This is a genomic window from Microcoleus sp. AT8-A3 (genome assembly GCF_036705675.1).
Classification (GTDB): Bacteria; Cyanobacteriota; Cyanobacteriia; order Cyanobacteriales; family Microcoleaceae; genus Microcoleus.
In genome coordinates this window covers 33,100-54,989 of sequence record NZ_JAUBVD010000010.1, presented here as the reverse complement: position 1 = coordinate 54,989, position 21,890 = coordinate 33,100, and the positions used below count along the sequence as shown (strand labels likewise).

Below are 21,890 nucleotides of genomic sequence, written 5' to 3'. Positions count from 1 at the left end.
TGTCGATGGATTAAAATTACATGGTTTTTAGTTTTGGGTTTTTGGCTGGCTGGGGGAGCGATCGCCCGTTGAGTCGAGATGATTTATCGTTGGGTGGGGGCGGGTTTTTGAGATTGTTTGTTTCCGGCGATGATGGTTGGTGAACCCGCCCCTACGGGTATGATGTCGATGGATTAAAATTACATGGTTTTTAGTTTTGGGTTTTTGGCTGGCTGGGGGAGCGATCGCCCGTTGAGTCGATCGGCATTACCAAGATTTTATCAACTCGGTTGCCGTCCATATCGACTACTTCCACGCGCAAACCGTTCCACTCAAAATGCTCGGCTGCTGTGGGAATTTTCCCCAAATTTGTAATCACAAAACCGCCCATTGTGTGGTAACTTCCTTTGTGTTCGGCTGACTCTTCGATTCCAAATAGCTCAAAAAAATCTTCGACTGCTAGCATTCCGTCTAACAGCCAAGAACCGTCTTCGCGCTGCACGGTTTGAGGTTCGTCAGCATCTTCAATCGAGGGAAAGTCGCCAACGAGTTCGACTAAAATGTCGTTGACTGTAACCAATCCTTGAATCACGCCGTATTCGTCTACTACCAAGGCAATTTGATTGCTCGATTGTTTGAAAAGTTCTAATACTTTTAAACCCCGCGTGCTTTCCGGTACAAATAACGGTCGTCGTAAAGAAGCGCTTAAATCTAGGGGTTGACCAGTTAAAGTCCGAGACAGCATATCAGTAACGTGTACTAAACCGACAACGTTGTCGAGTCCTCCTTGACACACAGGAAACCGAGAATGACCACTGCCGAGCATTTTTTGGCGGTTTTCTTCCACTGAATCATCCAGATCGAGCCAGGTAAGATCGGGACGCGGGGTCATTAAGGCGCTGACTCGCCGATCGCCCAAACGAAACACTCTTTCCACCATATCTTGTTCGGCTTCTTCAAAGGTTCCGGCTTCTGTTCCTTGCTCGATTAAAACTTTAATTTCTTCCTCTGTAACTTGCGGTTCTGTAGAAGGCACAATCCCCATGATCCGCATCACTAAGTCAGTGGAATAACTTAACAGATAAACCGCAGGAGCGCCGATTTTTGAGAGCATTCGCATGGGAATTGCTACGCTTGAGGCGATCGGCTCTGGGTTGTTGAGTGCCAGCCGCTTCGGCACGAGTTCCCCGATAATTAAGGTCAGATAAGTGATGGTTAAAACTGCTACTACTGAGGCGATCGTCTGAGAATAGGGTCCCAAGGCAGGAATCAACCGTAACAAAGGCTCTACCCTTTTAGCAACCGTCGTTTCCCCAAAAGCGCCCGACAGAATGGCTAGCATCGTAATCCCGATTTGAACTGTCGGCAAGAACTGATTGGGGGCATTCGCCAGATCCAAGGCTACACGGGCATTGATCGAACCTTGGTTGGCCATCTGTTGCAGTCTCACCTTCCGTACAGAGATGATGGCCATCTCTGACATCACAAACAAGCCATTGAGGAAAACCAGCAGGAGAACAATCAGAAGGTCTATATTTGAGGACATTTCTAAAATTTTCGGTAGTAACGGCGAAGCGCTCTGCCCGGTTAGTCGATTTTAGATTTTAGATTTTAGATTTTAGATTGACGACGCCGCCAGTATCTGGGGGATTTCCCTAATGTCTAAAATTCTTCCATCTTCACAACTTGAGTACGTGGCAGGGTATCCGTCTTTGGGTGCAGTCACAGGAGAGGTCTGGAAGCTGCGAATCTCGATCGCAAAATCGAAATTTTTTCTAAACCTGGCCCTATATTAACGGAACTGGCTCGATCGCGATCGCCGGATCGACATATTAAAGCACAAATCTATCTCCAGTTAAGTTCCCAGGCGTCAATCGATTGCGCGATTTTAGATTTTAGATTTTAGATTGAAGCCTTGACTTGCGCGAGATGAATCACGTGGCGGGTATCCTGGATGCTTTCGGTCAACAGCAGAGCGGCACAATCAGGGATGTTTGTCGTACAATCTCCTTAACAGGCAAAGGGAAAGAGCCTTCGCCGATCGGGGATTAAAATTAAAAGCGCATGACTTTCTCTTCAATAATTCGTACCCTGGGGCGATCGCCCCTAGCAACAGAACTCCTCAACAAGCTCAAGCGCCATCGCTACGTGCAACTGTCCGGCGTAGCCCGTTTGCCCAAAGGTTTAGTAGCTTCCGCCCTCGCACAGCAAGAAGGGCGGAGTTTACTGGTAGTGACAGCAACTCTAGAAGAAGCCGGCCGTTGGGTGGCAGGGCTAGAGGCTATGGGCTGGCAGACTGTGCATTTTTACCCAACTTCCGAGGCTTCGCCCTACGAGCTATCTTACTCCGACGAGAACGAAATGACGTGGGGACAAATGCAGGTGCTGGCGGATTTGGTCGAGAAACAAGAAACAAACCCTAATTCTAAGCCGATCGCGATTGTAGCCACCGAAAGAGCTCTCCAGTGTCACTTGCCCCCGCCTGCTGCTTTTGAACCCTACTGTCTGACGCTGAAGCGAGGTGCGGTTCAAGACTCGAAGATACTTGACCGCCAACTTGTGTCGATGGGCTACGATCGAGTGACTCTGGTAGAAATGGAGGGCCAGTGGAGTCGCCGGGGCGATATTGTCGATGTGTTTCCGGTAGCGGCGGAGTTGCCAGTGCGGCTGGAATGGTTTGGGGATGATTTGGAGCAAATTCGGGAGTTTGACCCGTCTTCCCAGCGATCGCTCGATAAGGTCGATCGGTTAGTTTTAACCCCTACTAATTTTAACACAATTATTAAAGCAGTTTTATCTGAAAAAAATATTGACGAAATTAACCAACTAGGCTCTGTAGACCCAGAAAATGAAGGCGAAAAATTTGTCCGCAGGCTGTTGGGTTTAGCGTTCGAGCAACCTGCATCTTTGTTGGATTATTTGACTGAAAATACTTTAGTTGTTATTGACGAACCCCAAGGGTGCGAAGGTCACAGCGACCGCTGGTATGAGAATGCACAGGAACAGTGGAATAATTGCAATCGGGAATCGGCAGTTACTGGTGAGGAAACAGAAAAATTGCCAATTGCTAATTTGAAAGTTCCAAAAATTCACCGCACTTTTGCTGAATCTATGGCAGATGTCGCAGCTTTCGAGAGGCTAGAACTTTCAGAATTGGCAGAAGATTCTACGGCTAAAAAACTTCAAAGCTCTGCGGAGGGCGACCAGCTACCGTCTGCGATTAATTTGGCTTCTAGGCCTGTGCCGGTGATGCCTCACCAATTTGCAAAGCTGTCTCAAATGCTCAGGGAAGAGCGCGATCGGGGGTTTACCATTTTTCTGGTTTCTGCTCAACCGAGTCGATCGGTTTCTCTGCTGTCGGAACACGACTGTCCGGCTCAGTTTGTGGTGAATCCGCGCGATTATTTGGCGATCGACAAGTTGCAATTGCAGCACATTCCGGTGGCTTTGAAGTACAGCGGGCTGGCAGAATTAGAAGGTTTTATTCTGCCGACTTTTCGGATTGTGTTAATTACCGATCGGGAATTTTACGGTCAGCATTCTCTCGCTACTTTTAGCTACGTCCGCAAGCGCCGTCGTGCTGCTTCTAAGCAAGTAGACCCGAATAAATTAAGCCCTGGTGATTATGTGGTTCACCGCCAGCACGGAGTGGGTAAATTTATCAAGTTGGAACGTTTGACGATTGATCGGGAAACTCGCGAATATTTATTGATTCAATACGCTGACGGTACTCTGAGGGTGGCGGCAGATCAATTGGGCGCTTTGTCGCGGTTTCGGACTGTAGGCGATAAAGTACCGGATTTAAACAAGCTGACAGGCCAAACTTGGGAAAAAACTAAAACAAAGGTTCGCAAAGCTGTTAAGAAATTGGCAGTGGATTTGCTGAATCTTTATGCTAAAAGAGCTAAACAAACAGGTTACGCTTTTCCTCCTGATATGCCTTGGCAACAAGAATTAGAGGATTCTTTTCCTTACCAGCCAACCCCGGATCAGTTGAAGGCAACTCAGGATGTGAAACGCGACATGGAGGGCGATCGACCGATGGATCGTTTGGTCTGCGGCGATGTCGGTTTTGGTAAGACAGAAGTGGCTCTGAGAGCGATTTTTAAGGCGGTTACGGCGGGCAAGCAGGTGGCTTTGCTCGCGCCGACGACGATTTTGACCCAACAGCACTATCACACGCTCTCGGAGCGTTTTTCCCCTTATCCGATCGAAGTTGGTTTGCTCAATCGCTTTCGCACTGAAACCGAGCGCCGAGAGATTCACAAGCGTTTGGCGACTGGGGAATTAGATGTGATTGTCGGTACTCAAGCTGTTTTGAGCAAAGCCATTAAATTTCGGGATTTGGGCCTGTTGGTGGTGGATGAAGAACAGCGGTTTGGAGTTAAGCAAAAGGAAGCAATTAAATCTCTCAAAACAGAGGTAGATGTTCTGACTTTGACAGCAACGCCGATTCCCCGGACTTTGTATATGTCGCTGTCGGGGATTCGCGAGATGAGTTTGATTTCGACTCCGCCTCCTTCCAGACGCCCGATTCAGACGCATTTGGCTCCCTATAACCCGGAAGTGGTGCGATCGGCAATTCGTCAAGAATTGGACAGGGGCGGTCAGGTTTTTTACGTGGTGCCGCGGATTGAGGGGATTGATGAGTTGGCAGTTCAGTTGCAGGAGATGGTTCCGTCTGCCAGAATTGCGATCGCCCACGGTCAAATGGAGGCGTCGGAACTAGAATCAATCATGCTGACTTTCAGTGCGGCGGAGTTTGATATTTTGGTGTGCACGACGATTATTGAGTCGGGTTTGGATATTCCGCGAGTCAATACAATTTTAATTGAAGACGCGCAGAAGTTTGGTTTGGGTCAGCTTTACCAGTTGCGGGGACGGGTGGGACGCGCGGGGATTCAAGCTCACGCTTGGCTGTTTTATCCGAAGCAGAACCAACTGTCTGATGCTGCAAGGCAGAGGCTGCGGGCTATTCAAGAGTTTGCCCAGTTGGGTTCGGGCTATCAGTTGGCTGTCCGAGATATGGAAATTCGCGGTTCGGGTGATGTTTTGGGTACTGAACAATCTGGTCAAATGGAGGCGATCGGTTTTGATTTGTATGCTGAAATGTTAGAGGAGGCTATTCGGGAAATTAAGGGTCAGGAAATTCCGAAAGTTGAGGACGCGCAAATTGACCTAACTTTGACGGCGTTTATTCCTGCCGATTACATCGCAGATTTGGATCAAAAGATGAGCGCTTACCGGTCTGTGGCTTCTGCTAATACCCCTGAAGAATTACAGCAGATTCAGGCTGATTGGTGCGATCGCTATGGGCCAATTCCTCTGCCAGCCCAGCAACTTATCCGTGTTGTCGAACTCAAACAAATTGCTAAAAAAATCGGTTTTTCTCGGATCAAACCGGAGAATAAGCAGAACATAGTTTTGGAAACTGCGATGGAAGAGCCTGCTTGGAATTTGCTCAAGGCTAATTTGCCGGAACATTTGCGCTCTCGTTTTGTCTACAGCAAGGGGAAGGTTACTATTCGAGGTATGGCGGTTTTGACGGCCCAAAAGCAATTGGATAATTTGATTGATTGGTTGGGTAAAATGCAGGGCGCTTTGCCGGAAGCAAATGTTTGATTTTAATATATAATCCCCAAATCTAGCGCACCGCCGAAACCACAGAATAATACCGATGGAACCATAAAAAATCTTACTGCTGTTTTCATGATGGTTTTAGCGACAGAAAGGATTAAAATCGTGAAAAAGTTAGTGAGTATTTTTTTGGCGATCGCGCTAATGCAAGGAGTCCCAATGGCGGTTCAATCTCAACAAATAATTGACCCGATCGATCGGGTTGTGAGTGCTGGATTGATGAATAAAGATGCCAGTGGCAATTTTAATGCTGATGGCCTTGTCAGTCGCGCCGATTTGGCGGTGATTTTAGTGAAAACTTTTGGTTTGGAACGCCGGAAAACAGCTCAGAAACCGGATAGGGAAGTGCCGGACGTACCGAAGAGTTACTGGGCTTACAGTGCGATTCAAACTGCTTTGAAAACGGGAACGATGAGTGGATATCGCGACGGAATGTTTTTCCCAAATCAAAGGGTGACTCGCGCTGAAGCTTTGGCGATTTTTGCTCAGGCTTACGGGGTTTTTCAGTTTCCCGAACCCAGCATTTCCGAGATTTTAGCTAAGTATCCCGATGCAGGCGAAATTCCTAATTGGGCTAGAAAGTCTATAGCTACTGCACTTTATGAAGGGTTCGTTAATGTTGATGTCGCAACTAATAAGATTAATCCTTTGAAACCGATGACTCGTGGGGATATCGCTTACGCTTTGAGCAAGTATTTAGAACGGCAAGTAAGGCCCACTTCTTTGCCTGTCCCGGACGAGGAGCCTCCCGATCGCGGCGTGGGAAGGTGATAGTGTTAAGTTGTGATATCAAATCCGGTAGCATCCGAATTATTCCTCTCTGTATTCTCTCCCTCTGCGTTCTCTGCGCCCTCTGCGGTTAAATAATCCCGATACAACCGGAAACGATATGAGTTAAAAAGTCGATCGCCCGCCATTCAAACACCATGCAAAATCCCGGAGATTTGGTGACTGTAAAAGCAGCCATCAAACCCCCAGGATTTAAGTTTTCCCTCTTAAACGAGGCTCAAATTATCCCCAGTGAGCTTTAACTCACTCAGCAGTAGCCAATTCGGTACTGGCACCACCGCGCTTCCGAGTCAGGGTATTGAAAAGCATCTGACCGACTGCTTTAATCAAATTGCCTTCTAACTCCATGAACATCTTCATGTTCATGCCAAAAGCTGCATTAGCTTCGTCAACAATTCGCTCTGCTGTTGCTTCGTCAATCGGCAGTTCATTCATTGCCTGACGGTAGTTACCCTTGAATTCTTTTTCATCAGGAATATCCTGGAATTCATAGAAAGCAGTGCCTTCTCCCTCGGAAAGATTCATCCCGCGCTGGGCAATTCCCTTGAGGATTTGTCCGCCGGATAAATCGCCCAAGTAGCGAGTGTAAGAGTGAGCTACTAACAGTTCTGGTGCGGTCGCCGAAATCTCGCGAATTCGCTCCACATAAGCTTTAGCTGCTGCTGACGGAGCTACTTGTTCGCGCCAATTCGCACCGTAGTAGTAAAATAAATCTTGCTCTAAGCTGTGTTTGCGATTCAACTCAGAAAAGTAAATTTTTGAAACAACCGGATGCTGCTTTTGGCGTTCCATTTCCTCTTCCATTGCCGAGTAGACAAAGTAGAGGTTTCCTACTAACTTCCGGTAAGAAGTTTTTTCTACAACGCCTTTTAAAAAACACTTGACAAAACCGACGTTTTCTGCCATTGTGTGGGACTTTTTGGTTCCCTCACGCAATTTGGTCGCTAAATTGATGCTCATAAAAAAATTCGGTAAGTGGGAAACTCAGCGTCTTTAGACCTGAGATGGAAACGGCTCGGCGGTCGAAACCGCCGTGAATCTTTGCATTACACGAGGATTGCTAGATGGGAGTGTAATGAATGTAATGTAATTTCGATGGGACACTTCAGCTAGGGGAGCGTGCATCGAAATTACCCTCTCAAATTTGGCAACCCGCGATCGCATAATGTTTGCTCTTTCGAGCCTCCCTTTCGGGGTGATGTTAGCTTCGACAAAGTTAACGGCCGGTACTATATCTAGGACACTGATTTAACCCAATAAGTCTGTTTAATCCTAAATTTCTAGAGCAAGGAACTAGCTTCGCATTCCCTGGTAGGTCTTTAACTCTTACCGTTAACGTAGTACCAAGGTACTGAGTCTGGTCAACTGCGGTTTAAGTCTTAGGCTAGAAGCCCAATCTCTTTAGACCTGGGTCGTTGACGCTCTATTTGTCCAACCTTCTATTTTTGTGGTAGCTGATGGATGCGCCAAAAATCTAAAATTTACCTAAGTGTTTACCTTAGATCGATTTGATGAGAGATTGTATTAATTTTTATAACAAAACCTAGAAACATCAAAGGGCCCTGATGCCCGATCGCCCGAAAGGGCAGAAGGCATCAGGGCCGCAAAAGTTTAGTCATGAGTCCTGAGTCATTAGCTGCTAGCTAACGACTCAGGACTCATGATTAATTTAGATGTCCAAGTCGAGGAGGTTGAGTTTGGGGCCGTAGGTTTCGATGAATTCGCGGCGGGGGGCGACACGATCGCCCATTAAGATCGTAAAGATGCGATCGGCCTCAGCAGCGTCTTCAATCTCCACCCGTTTCAGCGTCCGAGTTTCTGGGTTCATCGTCGTATCCCACAACTGTGTCGGCATCATTTCACCCAAACCTTTGAACCGCTGAATGGTGTAGTTAGCATTCGCCGGAAATTCATTGCGGATGAGATTGTTCATTTCGCGATCGCTGTAACAGTAGTAATGATTGCGTCCCCGTTCCACTTTATAGAGAGGAGGACAAGCAATATAGATGTAACCTTGTTCTACAAGTGCCCGCTGATAGCGGTAGAAGAAAGTCAGCAACAGCGTGCGGATGTGGGCACCATCCACGTCAGCGTCAGTCATAATTACGATGTGGTGATACCGCAATTGACCCGGATCGAATTCTTCGCCTTTGATGCCCAAACCCAGGGCTGTAATTAACGATTGAATTTCGTTATTTTTGTAGATTTTGGCGTCGTCGGTTTTCTCAATGTTGAGAATTTTACCGCGCAAAGGCAGGATTGCTTGAAATTGGCGATCGCGCCCTTGTTTGGCACTGTTATGGACAAAAATTCCCGCAGCTAATGCAAAGTTGTGACTGTTGGGCACTTCGATGTCGTAAACATCGTAGCGTTCCTCCAAATGTTCGATCGACACAACGCGGTGGTTGTAATTCCGAACCGCTTGGCGAGCATATACTTCATCACCATTAAAGTAGCGATCGCAAAACGTCTCAAACTTCAACAAAGTCTTATCACCCTTCATGCGGCGATAAAGATTGTAAGCATCTACATTCATCCAACCTTCTTTCAGGTGGACTGTCTTCAAAGCTTCCAGCGTCTGGCGGTAATAAGTTTCCTTCAAAGTCGCTTTACGTTTCTGGCGAAACTCCGGCGTCCACTGTTCCTTAGTTTTTTCGCGCCGCCACTCCAACAAATTCTCATCTTGCCACTGTTCTTTAGCAAGTTGAGAATGAGTCTCCCGTGCTTCAGGATTGTTAGCAAAATGATTACTCACCCGTTCCGACTGAGCCAAACGGTTTTCTTCACTACTCCAATACTCTTGCTGGGCTTGGTTCAGCAGTTCATTATTTTGCTGGCGATAAGTTTCATCACTATCGTAAAACTCCCGCCACTTGCTCATCATGTAAGCTTTATACTCTTCATCTTCCCACTGAGCTTTCGCCTGTTCCGAAAGAATTTGTCGCGTTTCAGGCTGCCGCATCCGCTCTTTCATCATCGCCCGAAATTCATCAGTCATGTGAGCTTGACGGCTCTTTTCAATGACATCGGGCCTGTGCAAGGTTTTCTCAAGGTTCGCGCGGTGAAGAGCCAAGTGATCCTCAGCCGACATTCGCTGAATATTTGTCGGATTGTTGTTGAGTTTATTGAAATCAACGTGGTGGCGGTGATTGCCCTCAGATGCTTGATAGACACCGTGTTTTAGGTTGTAGAAATCCGCTAAAAGATGGGTGTAAATCCACTTATCACTGTTGGGATTCCAAACCATTTCGTAACCGTTAAGTCCCTGGCCCTGTTTGGTTTTTTCCGACAACTTGCGGTGGAACGGCATTAATGAATCTTCCGGTGTCAGCAGGGCTGCTGCTTTGTAAGTGCCATCCCGCAACATGAATGGATGGTCGGGAGTGCAAGTTATTGTCTCCCCATTGTCTAATGTCAGTTTGACAACTTCAGCATTTGCTTTAGTCATCCGAGCATTAGTTATTCGCTCAAACCCGATGTTTCCACTCTCGCGAATGGTGTAGCAAAAGTGTTCTTTACCTTCTGCTTGTTCGTCAACTATCTGTTTGATAGTTTTTGTCGTACCGTCAGCTAATTTTATTTCCTGAGATGAAAAAAAACAGCCCCCCGCGGAATCCCCCTCGACGAGGTATATCTCAGACAGGGCGGGGTCTCTGGAGCTACAGTCCGCTAATTTTCCAGGCAAAGGAGACGATTCTAAGACTGATTTTCGGCGCACTAAATCGCGGGCACGGCGGGCGGCTTCAGCGGCCTTAAATGCCTGAATTGCTTTTTCCAAAATAGCGTCGGCTACTTGGGGGCGAAACTCTAAATATTCTGTCAATACTTCGCCTACCAAGGAATCGACAATTCCCCGAACTTCTGTATTTCCTAGCTTGGTTTTAGTTTGACCTTCAAATTCCGGATCTGGGACTTTGACCGAAATCACTGCTGTCAAACCTTCGCGCACGTTTTCGCCGGCGAGGTTGGGCTCGTTTTCTTTGATTTTGTTGCGCTTGCGGGCGATCGAATTCATCGTCCGCGTCAAAACTGCCTTCAGACCTTCTAAGTGCGTGCCACCGTCGATCGTCCGAATGTTGTTAGCAAAACCTAGAACGTTGTCGCTAAAAGCATCGACGCACCACTGCAAAGCCACTTCTATCTGCACGTTGTTGCGTTCTCCTTGCACGTAGATCACTTCTTCGTGCAGAGGCTGCTTTTCGCGGTTCATGTAGGCGATATATTCCTTGATTCCGCCCTCATAACAGTATGTTTCGATGCGAGGTTCGCTACTTTTGAGCAGTTCCAAACGGTGGTCGCTAAACGTAATTCTCACGCCCGCATTCAAGTAACCCAATTCTCGCAAGCGCCCGGCGAGTGTAGTGTAATCAAATTCAATGCCTGTGCTAAATATTTGAGTATCTGGCAAGAAAGAAACTGAAGTGCCGGTGCGATTGCCTTTGTTGGGCTTGGCATTAAGTTCAGTAACTGGATTGCCTCTTTCGTAGCGCTGTAAATGTTCTTTTTGGTCGCGCCAAACTGTCACTTCTACCCACTCGGACAGCGCGTTAACAACAGAAATACCTACACCGTGCAATCCTCCAGAAACCTTGTAGCCACCACCGCCAAATTTACCGCCGGCGTGGAGTACAGTCATTACTGTTTCTATTCCCGATTTGCCAGTCTTGGCAACGATGCCGGTCGGAATACCCCGGCCGTCGTCTGTCACGGTAACGGAACCGTCGGCGTTGATGTCAATCTCGATGTGAGTGCAGTGGCCAGCCAGCGCCTCATCGATGGAATTGTCCACAACCTCGTAAACTAGATGGTGGAGTCCTCGCGGGCCGGTGGTACCGATGTACATCCCCGGTCGTTTGCGGACTGCTTCGAGACCTTCGAGAACTTGAATTTGGTCGGCGCTGTAGCTGCTGGTCATACAAAAATAGCTCCAATAATGAGGCCTAAAGCCCCGAAAGCTTATAAAATAGGAAAACTCCTAAAATTATAGCACAAAACCGTTAAAGGCGATGCTAGGGCTTTCTGAAGGGAAATTTATCGGGGGGACGTACCCTTTATAGTTTGACTTGGGTATCTATTGACATTTTGTTGCGGGGCTGTTAGCTGGAACATTGAGAAGTGCGATCGCCCCGTTGTCGGCGGCTGCGAATAACTGTCCTGTAGCTATTGTGGCTTCGCAGCAATGCCCGCGCTTGGCGTGCTGCCACAATTGCGTCGCGAATCTCGATCGCCTGTTGCGCGATCGCCCCAGCTACTTCGGGGCGGGCGTTCAGATACTCAATCAACTCGTTTTCCACCAAAGATTTAACGATTTCTTGTACCTCCGGGTTGGCTAACCGATTTTTAATCGACCCTTCAAACACGGGATTCAATACTTTAACGGCAATGATGCCAGTGAAGCCACACTCTAAAACCTGAGTCCAATCTAAAATTGGGTCTGTGTCTTTGAGCTTGCCCAGATTGCGGGCGATCGCGCTCACCGTGCGCCGAGTCATCAATTGGAAGGTGTTAAAGAAAGTGCCGTCAATGTTCTGGACGCAGTTGGCAAAACCTAACAGTCGGCCGCAGGAATTATCTTGGCTCGGAACGTGCCACTGAAAAGCTATTTCTACTTGTACGTCGTCTCGATCGCCCTGAATGTAAATAATATCTTCGTGCAGCGGTTCGACATCAGAGTTCAGGTAGGCGACATATTCCCGGATGCCGTCGGGGTAACAATAAGTTTCAATTGAGGGAGAACTACTGCCTGGCATTTCCAAGCGGTTGTCAGTCAATATAATTTTCAAACCGGGATTGAGATAAGCAAGCTGCCGCAGGTGAAGGGCGAGAGTCGGGCGATCGAACTCAATGCCATTCTTAAAAATCTCCACATCTGGTTTGAAACAAATCGACGTACCCGTGCGGTTTTCGGAACTGGGTTTAACTGTCAGTTGCGTAACAGCGATGCCTTTCTCAAAACGCTGGCTGTAAATTTGCTCCTCGCGCCAAACAGTTACCTGCAACCATTGAGACAAAGCATTGACAACTGCTATCCCAACTCCGTGGATACCTCCAGAAACCTTGTAGCCGTCGCCACTCCTGCCGACAAAGCAGAGAACCGTTAAAACTGCTTCCAAGAATGATTTGCCAGTTTTGGAATGAATCTCGGTGGGAATTCCCCGGCCGTTGTTTGTCACGGTAACGGAACCGTCAGCGTTGAGGTCAACTTCGATGCGAGTGCAGTAACCGGCCAGCGCTTCGTCGATGGAATTGTCAACAACCTCGTAAACTAAATGGTGGAGTCCTCGCGGGCCCGTGCTACCGATGTACATCCCCGGTCGTTTGCGAACTGCTTCGCGATCTCCGAGAACTTGAATTTGGTCGGCGCTGTAGCTGCTGGTCATACAACAATACCTCCAATAATGAGGCTTAAAGCCCCAAAAGCTTCTAAAATGGGAAAACTCCTAAAATTATAGCACAAAACCGTTAAAGGCGATGCTAGGGCTTTCTGAATGGAAATTTATTAGGGGGAGGGAGGGGAATAGTTTTGAGATTGCTGGAGGACTGCCCAGGCCGATCGCGGTGAATCAGTGTAGGAGAGAGGGGAAAGCATTGATAGGAGAGGATTTGAGAGTTTTTATAGGGAAATGTGCGACAGCTTATGCCTAGATTAATTACGATTTGTGGGGCGACGGCGACGGGGAAGTCGGGAGTGGCATTGGCTTTGGCGGGGCGACTACAATCCTCGATCCTCAGTGCGGACTCCCGTCAAGTGTACCGCGAATTTGACATCGGAACCGCAAAACCGACGGCGGTCGATCGCACTTGTGTACCCCATCACTTAATTGACATCTGCGATCCGACAGAAACTCTAACACTCGCAGACTACCAGCAACAAGCTCAAAATTTAATTGCTGCTGTTGATTCTCCTCTGTTGTTGGTGGGAGGGACGGGCTTATATATTAAGTCTGTAGTCAAAGGTTTGAAAATTCCGAGGGTAGCACCGATGCCCGAATTGCGATCGCAACTAGCAGAACTCGGACAATCTCAATGTTACGCGATGTTGCAGCAGGTCGATCGCTCTGCCGCCGAGAAAATTCACCTCAATGACCCAGTAAGAACTTTAAGAGCACTGGAAGTATTTTATGCGACCGGTCGCCCTATTTCCGAACAGCAGGGCGAAAATCCTCCCAATTATCCTATTTTACAAATTGGGTTGGATTGCGCGATCGATGTTTTGGTCGATCAGATCAAACAGCGCACCGAACAAATGCTAGAACGCGGTTGGATAGCTGAAGTAGAATATTTGTGTAAAAAATACGGCTGCGACTTGCCACTTTTGAACACGCTGGGCTATCAGGAAATGAAACAATATTTGGCGGGCGACATTAAGCTGGAAGAAGCTAAAGAATTAACAATTTTGCACACGCGGCAATTTGCGAAGCGTCAGCGGACATGGTTTCGAGCCTATCCTGAAATTGAATGGTTCGATGTTAGCATACCCGATTTGTGCGATCGAGTTTGGCGGAGGGTTGCAGAGTTTTGTGAACAATAAAGAGTTTTTTTACCGCAGAGGGCGCAGAGGGCACAGAGAAAGAGTAAGGAGAGATGTAAGTGTTATTTTTAATTTGGCAAAATTTCTCTAATTCTTTGCCGAAACAAACGCACAGCAGCACGCTGTCCGACTGTTCTGCTTTGTTCGATGAAACCGGGAATTTCAGCAACTGGTAAAAAGGGAAATGCTAAACTGCGATCGCACATTTCATATTTCCCTTTTCTCGTTCCCAGGATCTGCCTGGGAATGCCTGAATCCGAGGCTCTGCCTCGCACAAATAGGGAGGCAGAGCCTCCGGATCTGCGTTCCTAGGCTGAGCCTAGAAACGAGGGGAAATCCGTCAATTAACTGTACAAACTCGCCACATATTCGCCGTAACCGTTGTAGGGCAAAGTTGGGCGAGTTTCCCACGACCAACTGTTACCGGGGCCGACTATGCGTTCGCTGGCCTGCGACCATCTGGGGTGCGGTTTGTCGGGTTCGACATTTGCTTCAAAGGCGTATTCGTTGGGGCCGATTGTATTCCAAAAAGTGGCGGGCTGTTGTTCGACAAATTCAATTTTTACGATCGACTTTGCGCCCTTAAAACCGTATTTCCAAGGAATCACTTGCCGCAGCGGCGCACCATTTTGCTTTGGTAGCCTTCGGCCATACAAGCCTGTGGCAAAAAATGCTAAATCGTTTGCCATTTCTTCAATTCGCAGACCTTCGGTATAAGGCCAAGGATAAAATTGCGACATCAAACCGGGGCCGGGAGTTATTTTGGGATCGTAAAATGAGGTAAAGCGAACGAATTTAGCTTTCGATTGCGGTTCGACATCAGCCATCAGTAATTTCATGGGAAATCCTACCCAAGGAACTACCATCGCCCAGGCTTCTACACAGCGAAATCGATAAACTCGTTCTTCGATAGGAAATTTTTTGTTGAGGTCGTCAATATCATAAGTGCGGGGATTTTTTACTAAACCTCCTACTTCTACTTTCCAGTTTTCTGTTGGCAAAGCTTGAGCGGCTTGCCAAATAGATTTTGTGCCGCCGTATTCGTAAAAATTGTTGTATTTTGTAGCTAAGGCTTCGTCGGTAATCGCTCGATCGACTTTCGCAAAGTCGGGATTCCGGCTCAATCCCGCATATGCTTGGGTTGAGCTTTGATCCAGAGCAGTTTTTGAGCTAGCATTGCTTTGGCAGCCGATCAGCGGCAGCAGGGAAGCAGTCACGCCGGCGCCAATTAAATTGGTCATGAAGCGGCGGCGGTTGAGAAAGGCTGTTTCTGGGGTAATTTGGGGTTCGAGAATTTCCCAAGGTTTGGGTACGCGAATTAAGGGCATAAGTAATAGTTAAAAGTTAGTAGTTCGTTTGGCAAAAATTGCCTAAGTTTTAATCAGCTAGTCGATTTGACATTAGAAAGTTGAACTTTTAGATTCACTCCATAGAACAAAGAATCGCCGATGTTTGGCAAGACCTCGCCATTGCTTTGCTGCGATCGCAATGCAAGTATTGGCAATGACAGTATAGCGTAATTCGGTAATAACTGAGATATTGCACCATTCTAAACAACAGGCTTTCCGGCCTGTTCCACAAAGAATGATTTTCTTGTGGGGTAGGCATCCTGCCCGCCCATAGGATCGACCTATTAAACCTCGCTCGCAGGAAAGTCAGCAATTATTTACGTGCGATCGACCGCAGCAATTGTGGCGAAAATCTGGGAAACAATTATGATCAAGCAAAGATTCCAATTATTTAATTTGTCCACAGGAAGCGGCACGCACCGCCCCGCTTTCCTCCCCCACCGAATGTCGGACGGGGGTCTCCAGCGGAAAGACAAATGAGTTACTGCATCAATCCCCATTGCCAGAATCCCCAAAATCTCGATCGCGCGACAGTATGCAAAAGTTGCGAGTCGAACTTGCTGCTAAAAGGCCGCTACCGAGTTTTTCACACCCTCGGTCAAAGTCTCACTTGCCGCACCTTCTTAGCTGTCGATGAAGACCAACCTTCGCAACCCCGCTGCGTCATTCAACAGTTCTGCGCGCCTGCTGCAGGTTCCACACAAGAAAACTGGGCATTTCGCCGCTCGGCCTCAGTTATCGACAAGTTGGGCCAACATCCCCAAATACCGAAACTGCTGGCATCTTTTGAACTCGAAGGCTGCCAGTATTTAGTGCAAGAATACATCGAAGGCCGCAATTTAGCCGATCGGCTTTCAGAAAAAGGTGTTGTTAAAGAAATTCAAATTTGGTATCTGCTGAGCGAATTGTTGCCAGTCCTGCAATTTGTTCATGAAAATCAACTGATTCACGGAGATATCAAACCGTCGAATATTATTCACCGCAAAAATCCCCAAGCATCCCCAGCTTGGGCAGGGAAAGAGGGTTTACATTCCGTGTCTCAGGAAAGTTCCTCTGGGCTAGTTTTAGTCGATTTCGGCGCGGCAATTCGGGCTAATAGTGGCCCGATCAAAACAGAAACGGTGACAGGTTCAGCAGAATACGCGGCCCCGGAACAAATTAAAGGCCAAGCGATTCAGAGCAGCGACATCTACAGTTTGGGCGTCACTTGCATTCACTTGTTAACGGGAATGTCGCCCTTTGATTTGTTTGACATCAAATCCGAAAGTTGGGCTTGGAGACATTATTTGAAAGTACCAGTTTCGGCGCGACTCGGCCGCATTCTGGATAAAATGGTGCAGCGAGAACCATCAAAACGCTATCGATCGACCGAGGCAATTCTCACAGACATGAATTACGGCCCGGCACCGGTAGACGTGATTCTCAGCAAACCCAAGTGGACTTTGGCAATGTGGGGAGGAACTGCGGTTGCCCTGCTGTCCGTAGTGCTGGGTTCTCGCTTGCCTTCTCCTGCACCGCAGGCTTTCACTTCTGGTGAGCCTGTTTCTAGCATTCCCGAAATTCGGTTCAATCCGCCCCCGATGCAGGATTTCAACGGTGATGCATCGCAGTCCCGGCCTGCTGTACGCACTCTGGCGGATCTAGACAAAAACCCGGTTTGGACGGTAGCAGTTGCTCCCCAGGGCCGCGCGATCGTCAGCGGGAATAACGACGGTACAATTCACTTGCGGCACAAGCGTCACGGCAAGCTGCTCAAGGTTTTAGCCGGACATTTGGGGCCTGTGTGGTCGGTGGCTGTCAGCCCCGACGGCAGGACGATCGCCAGCGGTGGCGTTGACGGTACGATTAAATTGTGGAATTTCTATTCTGGCAAGTTAATTCGGACTTTGGACGGACACCAAGACGGCGTGTTCTCGGTGGTTTTCAGTCCCGATAGCCGGACTGTGGCCAGTGTCGGTAAGGACAAAACTTTGAAGTTGTGGCAAGTCGAAGGCGGGGCCGAGTTGGAAACTCTCAACCGGGTTTTTGACGAGGTGCAGGCGGTGGCTTTCAGTCCCGATCGAGAAACTTTGGCGATCGGCAGCAGCGACGGTAAGATCAACCTGTGGAACTGGCAGACTGGGGAATTCAAAGAAACTCTTTGGGGTCATTCTGAGGCGGTTTGGTCTCTGGCCATCAGCCCGGATGGTCAAACTCTCGCCAGCGGCAGTTGGGACAAGACGGTGAAGCTGTGGGATATCAGCGCAAATAATCAGTTCGGGCAGCCCAACGGTTCTCTGCTACGGACTTTGAGCGGCCATTCCGACAAGGTTAAGTCCTTGGCTTTCACTCCCGACGGAGACAAACTCGCTAGCGCCGATTTGAGCGGCACTATCAAGCTGTGGCGCATGAGTTCCGGCGAAATGGCGGGCACGCTGAAGGGTCATTCTACCTGGGTGGATTTGGCTTTTAATCCTCAAGACAAAACTCTGATCAGTGGCAGTTTTGACGACACGATTAAGGTGTGGCGACTGTCTCCTTAATTTTTTCGATCGCCCGTTCGATCGATTTTTGAACAGCTAGGGCGATCGAACATTTAGCTAATTTATCTATCAACACTTCGGACAGTTTCAATGCCCACGCATGGGGTGGCGAGAAACCCGGTTTCTATGAGTTTTGCTAACAGGAACAAGAAATATAGTCAGCAACCGGGTTTCAGATCGTCAAAAGTGCGTCCAGAACTTTGCTGACTTTTATCTTGTTTTAATCGGGGTGCCCTAAAACCTCTATGCTACGGTTGGTAATCAAAAACTGTCCGAACTGTTGGTACAGAAACAAATTTAAAATTGACAATAGTCAGAATATCCCTAGAAATCGCGGTTGCTAACTAACAGTTGTGGTAAAGTAGTTTTGGCTGTTAAAGTAAAATCTATGACCGCAAATTCCGAGTTAGCAGAGCAGTATTTGTCAGCGGGCGATAGCCTTCAGAAATCAGGAAAGCTTGAGGAGGCGATCGCTCAATATCAAAAATTACTAGCCATTCAAGCCGATAGTCCGATCGCACTCAACAAGATAGCAGAAATTTATTATACGCAACAGAAATATGTAGAGGCGATCGCCTCCTGTTACCAAGCACTTCGTCAGCAACCCAATTTCGCCGCCGCCTACAAAACCCTAGGCAATATCCTGCAAGCCCAAGGCAAAATAGACGCGGCAATTCGTGCCTACTCCAAGGCGATCGAATTCGATCCTAATTTTGTCGAAGCCTATGTTAACTTGGGCAGTATGTTTTACAAACAAGGCCAGCTCGATGACGCCATAACTTACTATCAAAAATCTATCGTTATTCAACCAGATTTAGCCGTCGCTTATTGGAATTTAGGCAAAAGTTTGGAAGAGCAAGGTCGAATCAATGAAGGTTTATTTTATCAAAAAAAAGCTCTCAACTTACAGCCGGAGTTAGAAGCTAGAAGCAATTCAGTAAAAAATCACACTTACTGAAGAGGAATGTTATAGTCGGAATAATTCTATCATTAACGATGCAAGCTGGATCAACATGGAAATTAGCCAGAATCCGCTCGAATTCCTAACGGCTAAAGTACAAGAAACTGTTGCCGATACCCAAAACTTAGCCAACCAAATCGCTGCTAAAGTTGAGGAAAGTGCAACTGTATTAACAGGGTGGGTACAATCAGCGCCAAGTTCAATTGTTAGTGCTGGGGCGATCGCCACTCAAGAAGCTTTTAAAATAGCACATAACATCCGTTTTGAGAACCTGCCAAGAAATCTGCAATCGAAATTTGCTAGGGCTGGGATGCGTGACGGAATGCGAAATGTTCAAGAAGCAGCAAAAGTATTTGAATCCATACCCGCCCAAATTCGTGCCCAAGGCCCAGAAGCAATTCGCAACTTCTGTCAAGATAAAGATTGGAGTCACATCCAAGCGCACGTCAATGGAGGTGGAAGCGAAGCTGCTAACGGGATTTTTGAATATTTTTGGGTGAATCGTGCTCGCGGTGGTGTAGACATGACTGCTGCTGAATTAGCAGTCGCTAAGCAAGTTTTAGCGGATGCAGCGTTTAAAGCAGCAGTTGCGGAAATCGTTGGGGCTGCAATGAAAGGGGCGATCGCAGCAGCAGTAATTGAGTTAATATTTTCTATCTTAGAAAACTCGCTATTGTGCGTTGAAGGCAAAATTACCCAGTCAGAGTTAGTCGAACAAGTCGCCACTGCCACCGCCAAAGCTGGCATTGCTGGCGGTGTTATTACTGGCATTCTATTAACACTGTGCATGATATTTCCCCCCATTGCTGCGCTTTTAGGTGCCGCAGCGATGCCCTTGGCGGTTGCAGGTATTGGTTTTATGGGAATTCGCGCCTGGGAAATCTTTTGTCACGGCGATCGACTATTTGGTATTACTCAACAAACACAAAAATTTCTGGGGATGACTGAAGCGACAACACAAGCAAATAATCAGAATCTTGACTTTTTCAAGAAGTCGAAGTTTTTGGTATTCTGATGATTGGGAAATATAAATATGTAGTTAAACACCAAAAATAATCCTAGAACAACCTGAATTGTAGGGGCGGGTTTTACCAACCATAATAGCCTAAGACTAATAATCTTATAAACCCGCCCGCTCCCATGTAATGTTTATTTCTACCCACTTACTTAATATGGATTCATTAGAAAAAACTCAAGATCAGCAGCATCCGCAATACAAGCGCGATCGAGCCAGTGTCGATACTTTATTAGCAGGAGAAGCAACCGAATACAATTTATCGGAATTAGCAAGATTAATAATTCGCTACCGAGGCTTTCCCGGCGCTAGAGATATTCAATCCGACTTAAAAAAAGTCCTGCAAAAATGGAATTATACCGAAGAAACTCTTTACGAACAAACCCGTAAAATTCACGCTACAGGTGAGGTTTACAGGCGACAAAAAAGCGATCAAGAAGATTGGGTCTAACTTTAGAAACCGGGTTTTTGGCAGTTTCTGCGGGCTGTAACGCGTCTTCTCGTAAAAAAAGCCTGTTTGTGACCAGTCGTGCGTCTACGACTATTAAAGCAAAGTGCGATCGCCTCAAGTCAAACTCAAAGGCGATCGCACTTAATTCCACTCAACTAGGCCCGAAAAGCCCGCGCTACAGAAACTACCTTACAACAAAAACATTTGTTGTAATATCGCTTTGAGCAACCGCTTCAACCATACCCAAATAGTTAGTGCCGACGTTAATTGCCGTAGCACTGACAGCAACTCCTCCATTCAGATTCAAACTTACAGCTTCATTAGTTTCTAACCACTAAATCGCCCGTACTGCTATTTATTGACAAGCTACCCTCGTAAAATACATCCCACAACTCGGGCAGGATGTCCAGCTTCCTGTGCTTGGATCGAATTGCAAGGTACCCCTGTTGCTTCCACTTGCCAATTGGAAGTTCACAGCCTTTCCATATCCCCTCAACCGACAAAACGTATCTGCCCCCAATTGGCGTGCGTTAGGATCTAGCCCATTAGCACCTTTTAGCGCTACATCAATTGGGATACCATTTTCACCGACAGGATTTTCAAAAAGGCGGATGCCACTGTTACCGGCATTTGGCGTTGGAGTTGGTGGTTTAGGCTGTGGTGTACCTTGGCTAATCGGTTGTGGTAATTTGCACCAGCTAAACTCTAAATCATTCAAAGCAGTATCATCTCCCCTTCCTTGCTGACCTTCAACTTTCGCGCGAACACCACAAATTGCCGAATTCGGCGGACCTGTTACCCAATTTGGTGTCCAAGCTCCCCATTGAGCTCCACCAGATGCTTCAATTACAGTGCTATTACTATTACTACAGCCAAAAGTTACAGAATTTGCTCCTGTATCATCACCATTGCCTTGTGGTGGTTCTACTTTCAGTTTAAATGCTGTTGCATAACTTCCTTTCGGGCAATTAGCTCCTTCACCCCAATTCCCCCAAAATCCCGGATGTGGTACAATCCGCTCGACCATGTTTCCCGCACGATCGTAACAATATAAGGCAACAGCATTGAGTGCAGTATCGTCGCCCCCACCTTGATTCGGTTCAACCCTCATCGAATATCCACCCACGTAGCTACCACCAGGGCAATAAATTGCGGTAGACCATCCTCCCCAAGGTGTGGCATTAGGAGCATTTTTTACGCCAGTAATGTCATTGCGAAAAGAAGCAGCACTAGCAGTCAAAGCGCTAGTGATAAGAGAAAGCGCTAAACCGCTGGCAATCCACACATTATTTTTCATAACTAAACCTCTCAATTGTGATGATTCTGGTCAATCGTCAGGGGATATTTTTTACACTCCCCGATAGCAATAATCCGGACAGTTTTTAGGCGTTGCTGAATTTAGGTAGGAATTCACATTTCCCAATTGCTATAAGACCCGGGAGGGTGAGTTTTGTAACATCAAGCGAAAAGTTGATTCATACGCCAGAATCAGCAACACCAGTTTTTATATGGCCCAATGGCTTATTCTGTAGGACTTTGAGCCACTGTGGATAATTAAATCAATGTCAGCTCCACCCCGCTCGTTGCATTTAATTGGACTTTATTTATGATCCTTGCGCCGCGTAAGCTTGTAGTCTCGTTCCAAAAACTGTCCGG

Annotated in this window: 14 protein-coding genes; 7 read left to right on the top strand and 7 right to left on the bottom strand. The window is 47.3% G+C overall.

The features are described from left to right. Positions 1 to 190: 190 nt before the first annotated feature. Positions 191 to 1,525 (bottom strand): hemolysin family protein, encoded by a 1,335-nt coding sequence (locus tag QUB51_RS08265; RefSeq protein ID WP_333053595.1) that lies wholly within the window; start codon positions 1,523 to 1,525, stop codon positions 191 to 193. Positions 1,526 to 2,043: 518 nt separating this feature from the next. On the opposite strand from QUB51_RS08265, the gene mfd reads away from it, so the two are divergent. Next, positions 2,044 to 5,601, top strand: a complete 3,558-nt coding sequence (gene mfd, locus QUB51_RS08260; protein ID WP_333260612.1) for a transcription-repair coupling factor — start codon at positions 2,044 to 2,046, stop codon at positions 5,599 to 5,601. A 120-nt stretch (positions 5,602 to 5,721) separates the two neighbouring features. After that, positions 5,722 to 6,387, top strand: a complete 666-nt coding sequence (locus QUB51_RS08255) for an S-layer homology domain-containing protein (RefSeq protein ID WP_333208899.1) — start codon at positions 5,722 to 5,724, stop codon at positions 6,385 to 6,387. 261 nt (positions 6,388 to 6,648) lie between these two features. Here QUB51_RS08255 and QUB51_RS08250 read toward each other — a convergent pair whose 3' ends face one another. From QUB51_RS08250 to QUB51_RS08240, 3 genes are all read right to left on the bottom strand, one after another. Further along, positions 6,649 to 7,365 (bottom strand): heme oxygenase (biliverdin-producing), encoded by a 717-nt coding sequence (locus QUB51_RS08250; protein ID WP_333053598.1) that lies wholly within the window; start codon positions 7,363 to 7,365, stop codon positions 6,649 to 6,651. 709 nt (positions 7,366 to 8,074) lie between these two features. Continuing rightward, positions 8,075 to 11,320 (bottom strand): DNA topoisomerase (ATP-hydrolyzing) subunit B, encoded by a 3,246-nt coding sequence (gyrB, locus tag QUB51_RS08245; RefSeq protein ID WP_333053599.1) that lies wholly within the window; start codon positions 11,318 to 11,320, stop codon positions 8,075 to 8,077. A gap of 181 nt (positions 11,321 to 11,501) precedes the next feature. After that, the gene (locus QUB51_RS08240; RefSeq protein WP_333053600.1) at positions 11,502 to 12,785 is read right to left on the bottom strand and encodes an ATP-binding protein; all 1,284 of its coding nucleotides are present in this window, start codon (positions 12,783 to 12,785) and stop codon (positions 11,502 to 11,504) included. Positions 12,786 to 13,042: 257 nt separating this feature from the next. Between QUB51_RS08240 and miaA the strand changes: the two genes are divergently transcribed. Further along, positions 13,043 to 13,936, top strand: coding sequence for a tRNA (adenosine(37)-N6)-dimethylallyltransferase MiaA (miaA, locus tag QUB51_RS08235; protein WP_333260616.1), 894 nt, complete (start codon positions 13,043 to 13,045; stop codon positions 13,934 to 13,936). A gap of 68 nt (positions 13,937 to 14,004) precedes the next feature. Here miaA and QUB51_RS08230 read toward each other — a convergent pair whose 3' ends face one another. Both QUB51_RS08230 and msrP read right to left on the bottom strand, forming a co-directional pair. Continuing rightward, positions 14,005 to 14,142, bottom strand: a complete 138-nt coding sequence (locus tag QUB51_RS08230; protein WP_333053602.1) for a hypothetical protein — start codon at positions 14,140 to 14,142, stop codon at positions 14,005 to 14,007. Between the two features lie 138 nt (positions 14,143 to 14,280). Continuing rightward, a complete protein-coding gene (msrP, locus tag QUB51_RS08225) occupies positions 14,281 to 15,264 on the bottom strand; it encodes a protein-methionine-sulfoxide reductase catalytic subunit MsrP (protein ID WP_333053603.1) in 984 nt (327 codons plus the stop codon). 497 nt (positions 15,265 to 15,761) lie between these two features. Between msrP and QUB51_RS08220 the strand changes: the two genes are divergently transcribed. The 4 genes from QUB51_RS08220 to QUB51_RS08205 all read left to right on the top strand — a co-directional run bounded on the left by QUB51_RS08220 (position 15,762) and on the right by QUB51_RS08205 (position 20,234). Continuing rightward, positions 15,762 to 17,807 carry a serine/threonine-protein kinase gene (locus tag QUB51_RS08220; protein ID WP_333053604.1) on the top strand — a complete coding sequence of 682 codons (2,046 nt, stop codon included), beginning with the start codon at positions 15,762 to 15,764 and terminating at the stop codon, positions 17,805 to 17,807. A gap of 388 nt (positions 17,808 to 18,195) precedes the next feature. Beyond that, positions 18,196 to 18,765 (top strand): tetratricopeptide repeat protein, encoded by a 570-nt coding sequence (locus tag QUB51_RS08215; protein WP_333053605.1) that lies wholly within the window; start codon positions 18,196 to 18,198, stop codon positions 18,763 to 18,765. Positions 18,766 to 18,820: 55 nt separating this feature from the next. Further along, positions 18,821 to 19,783 carry a hypothetical protein gene (locus QUB51_RS08210; protein WP_333260620.1) on the top strand — a complete coding sequence of 321 codons (963 nt, stop codon included), beginning with the start codon at positions 18,821 to 18,823 and terminating at the stop codon, positions 19,781 to 19,783. Between the two features lie 157 nt (positions 19,784 to 19,940). Beyond that, a complete protein-coding gene (locus tag QUB51_RS08205; protein ID WP_333053608.1) occupies positions 19,941 to 20,234 on the top strand; it encodes a DUF3288 family protein in 294 nt (97 codons plus the stop codon). Positions 20,235 to 20,589: 355 nt separating this feature from the next. Here QUB51_RS08205 and QUB51_RS08200 read toward each other — a convergent pair whose 3' ends face one another. Beyond that, the gene (locus QUB51_RS08200; RefSeq protein ID WP_333260622.1) at positions 20,590 to 21,531 is read right to left on the bottom strand and encodes a hypothetical protein; all 942 of its coding nucleotides are present in this window, start codon (positions 21,529 to 21,531) and stop codon (positions 20,590 to 20,592) included. Positions 21,532 to 21,890 lie beyond the last annotated feature (359 nt).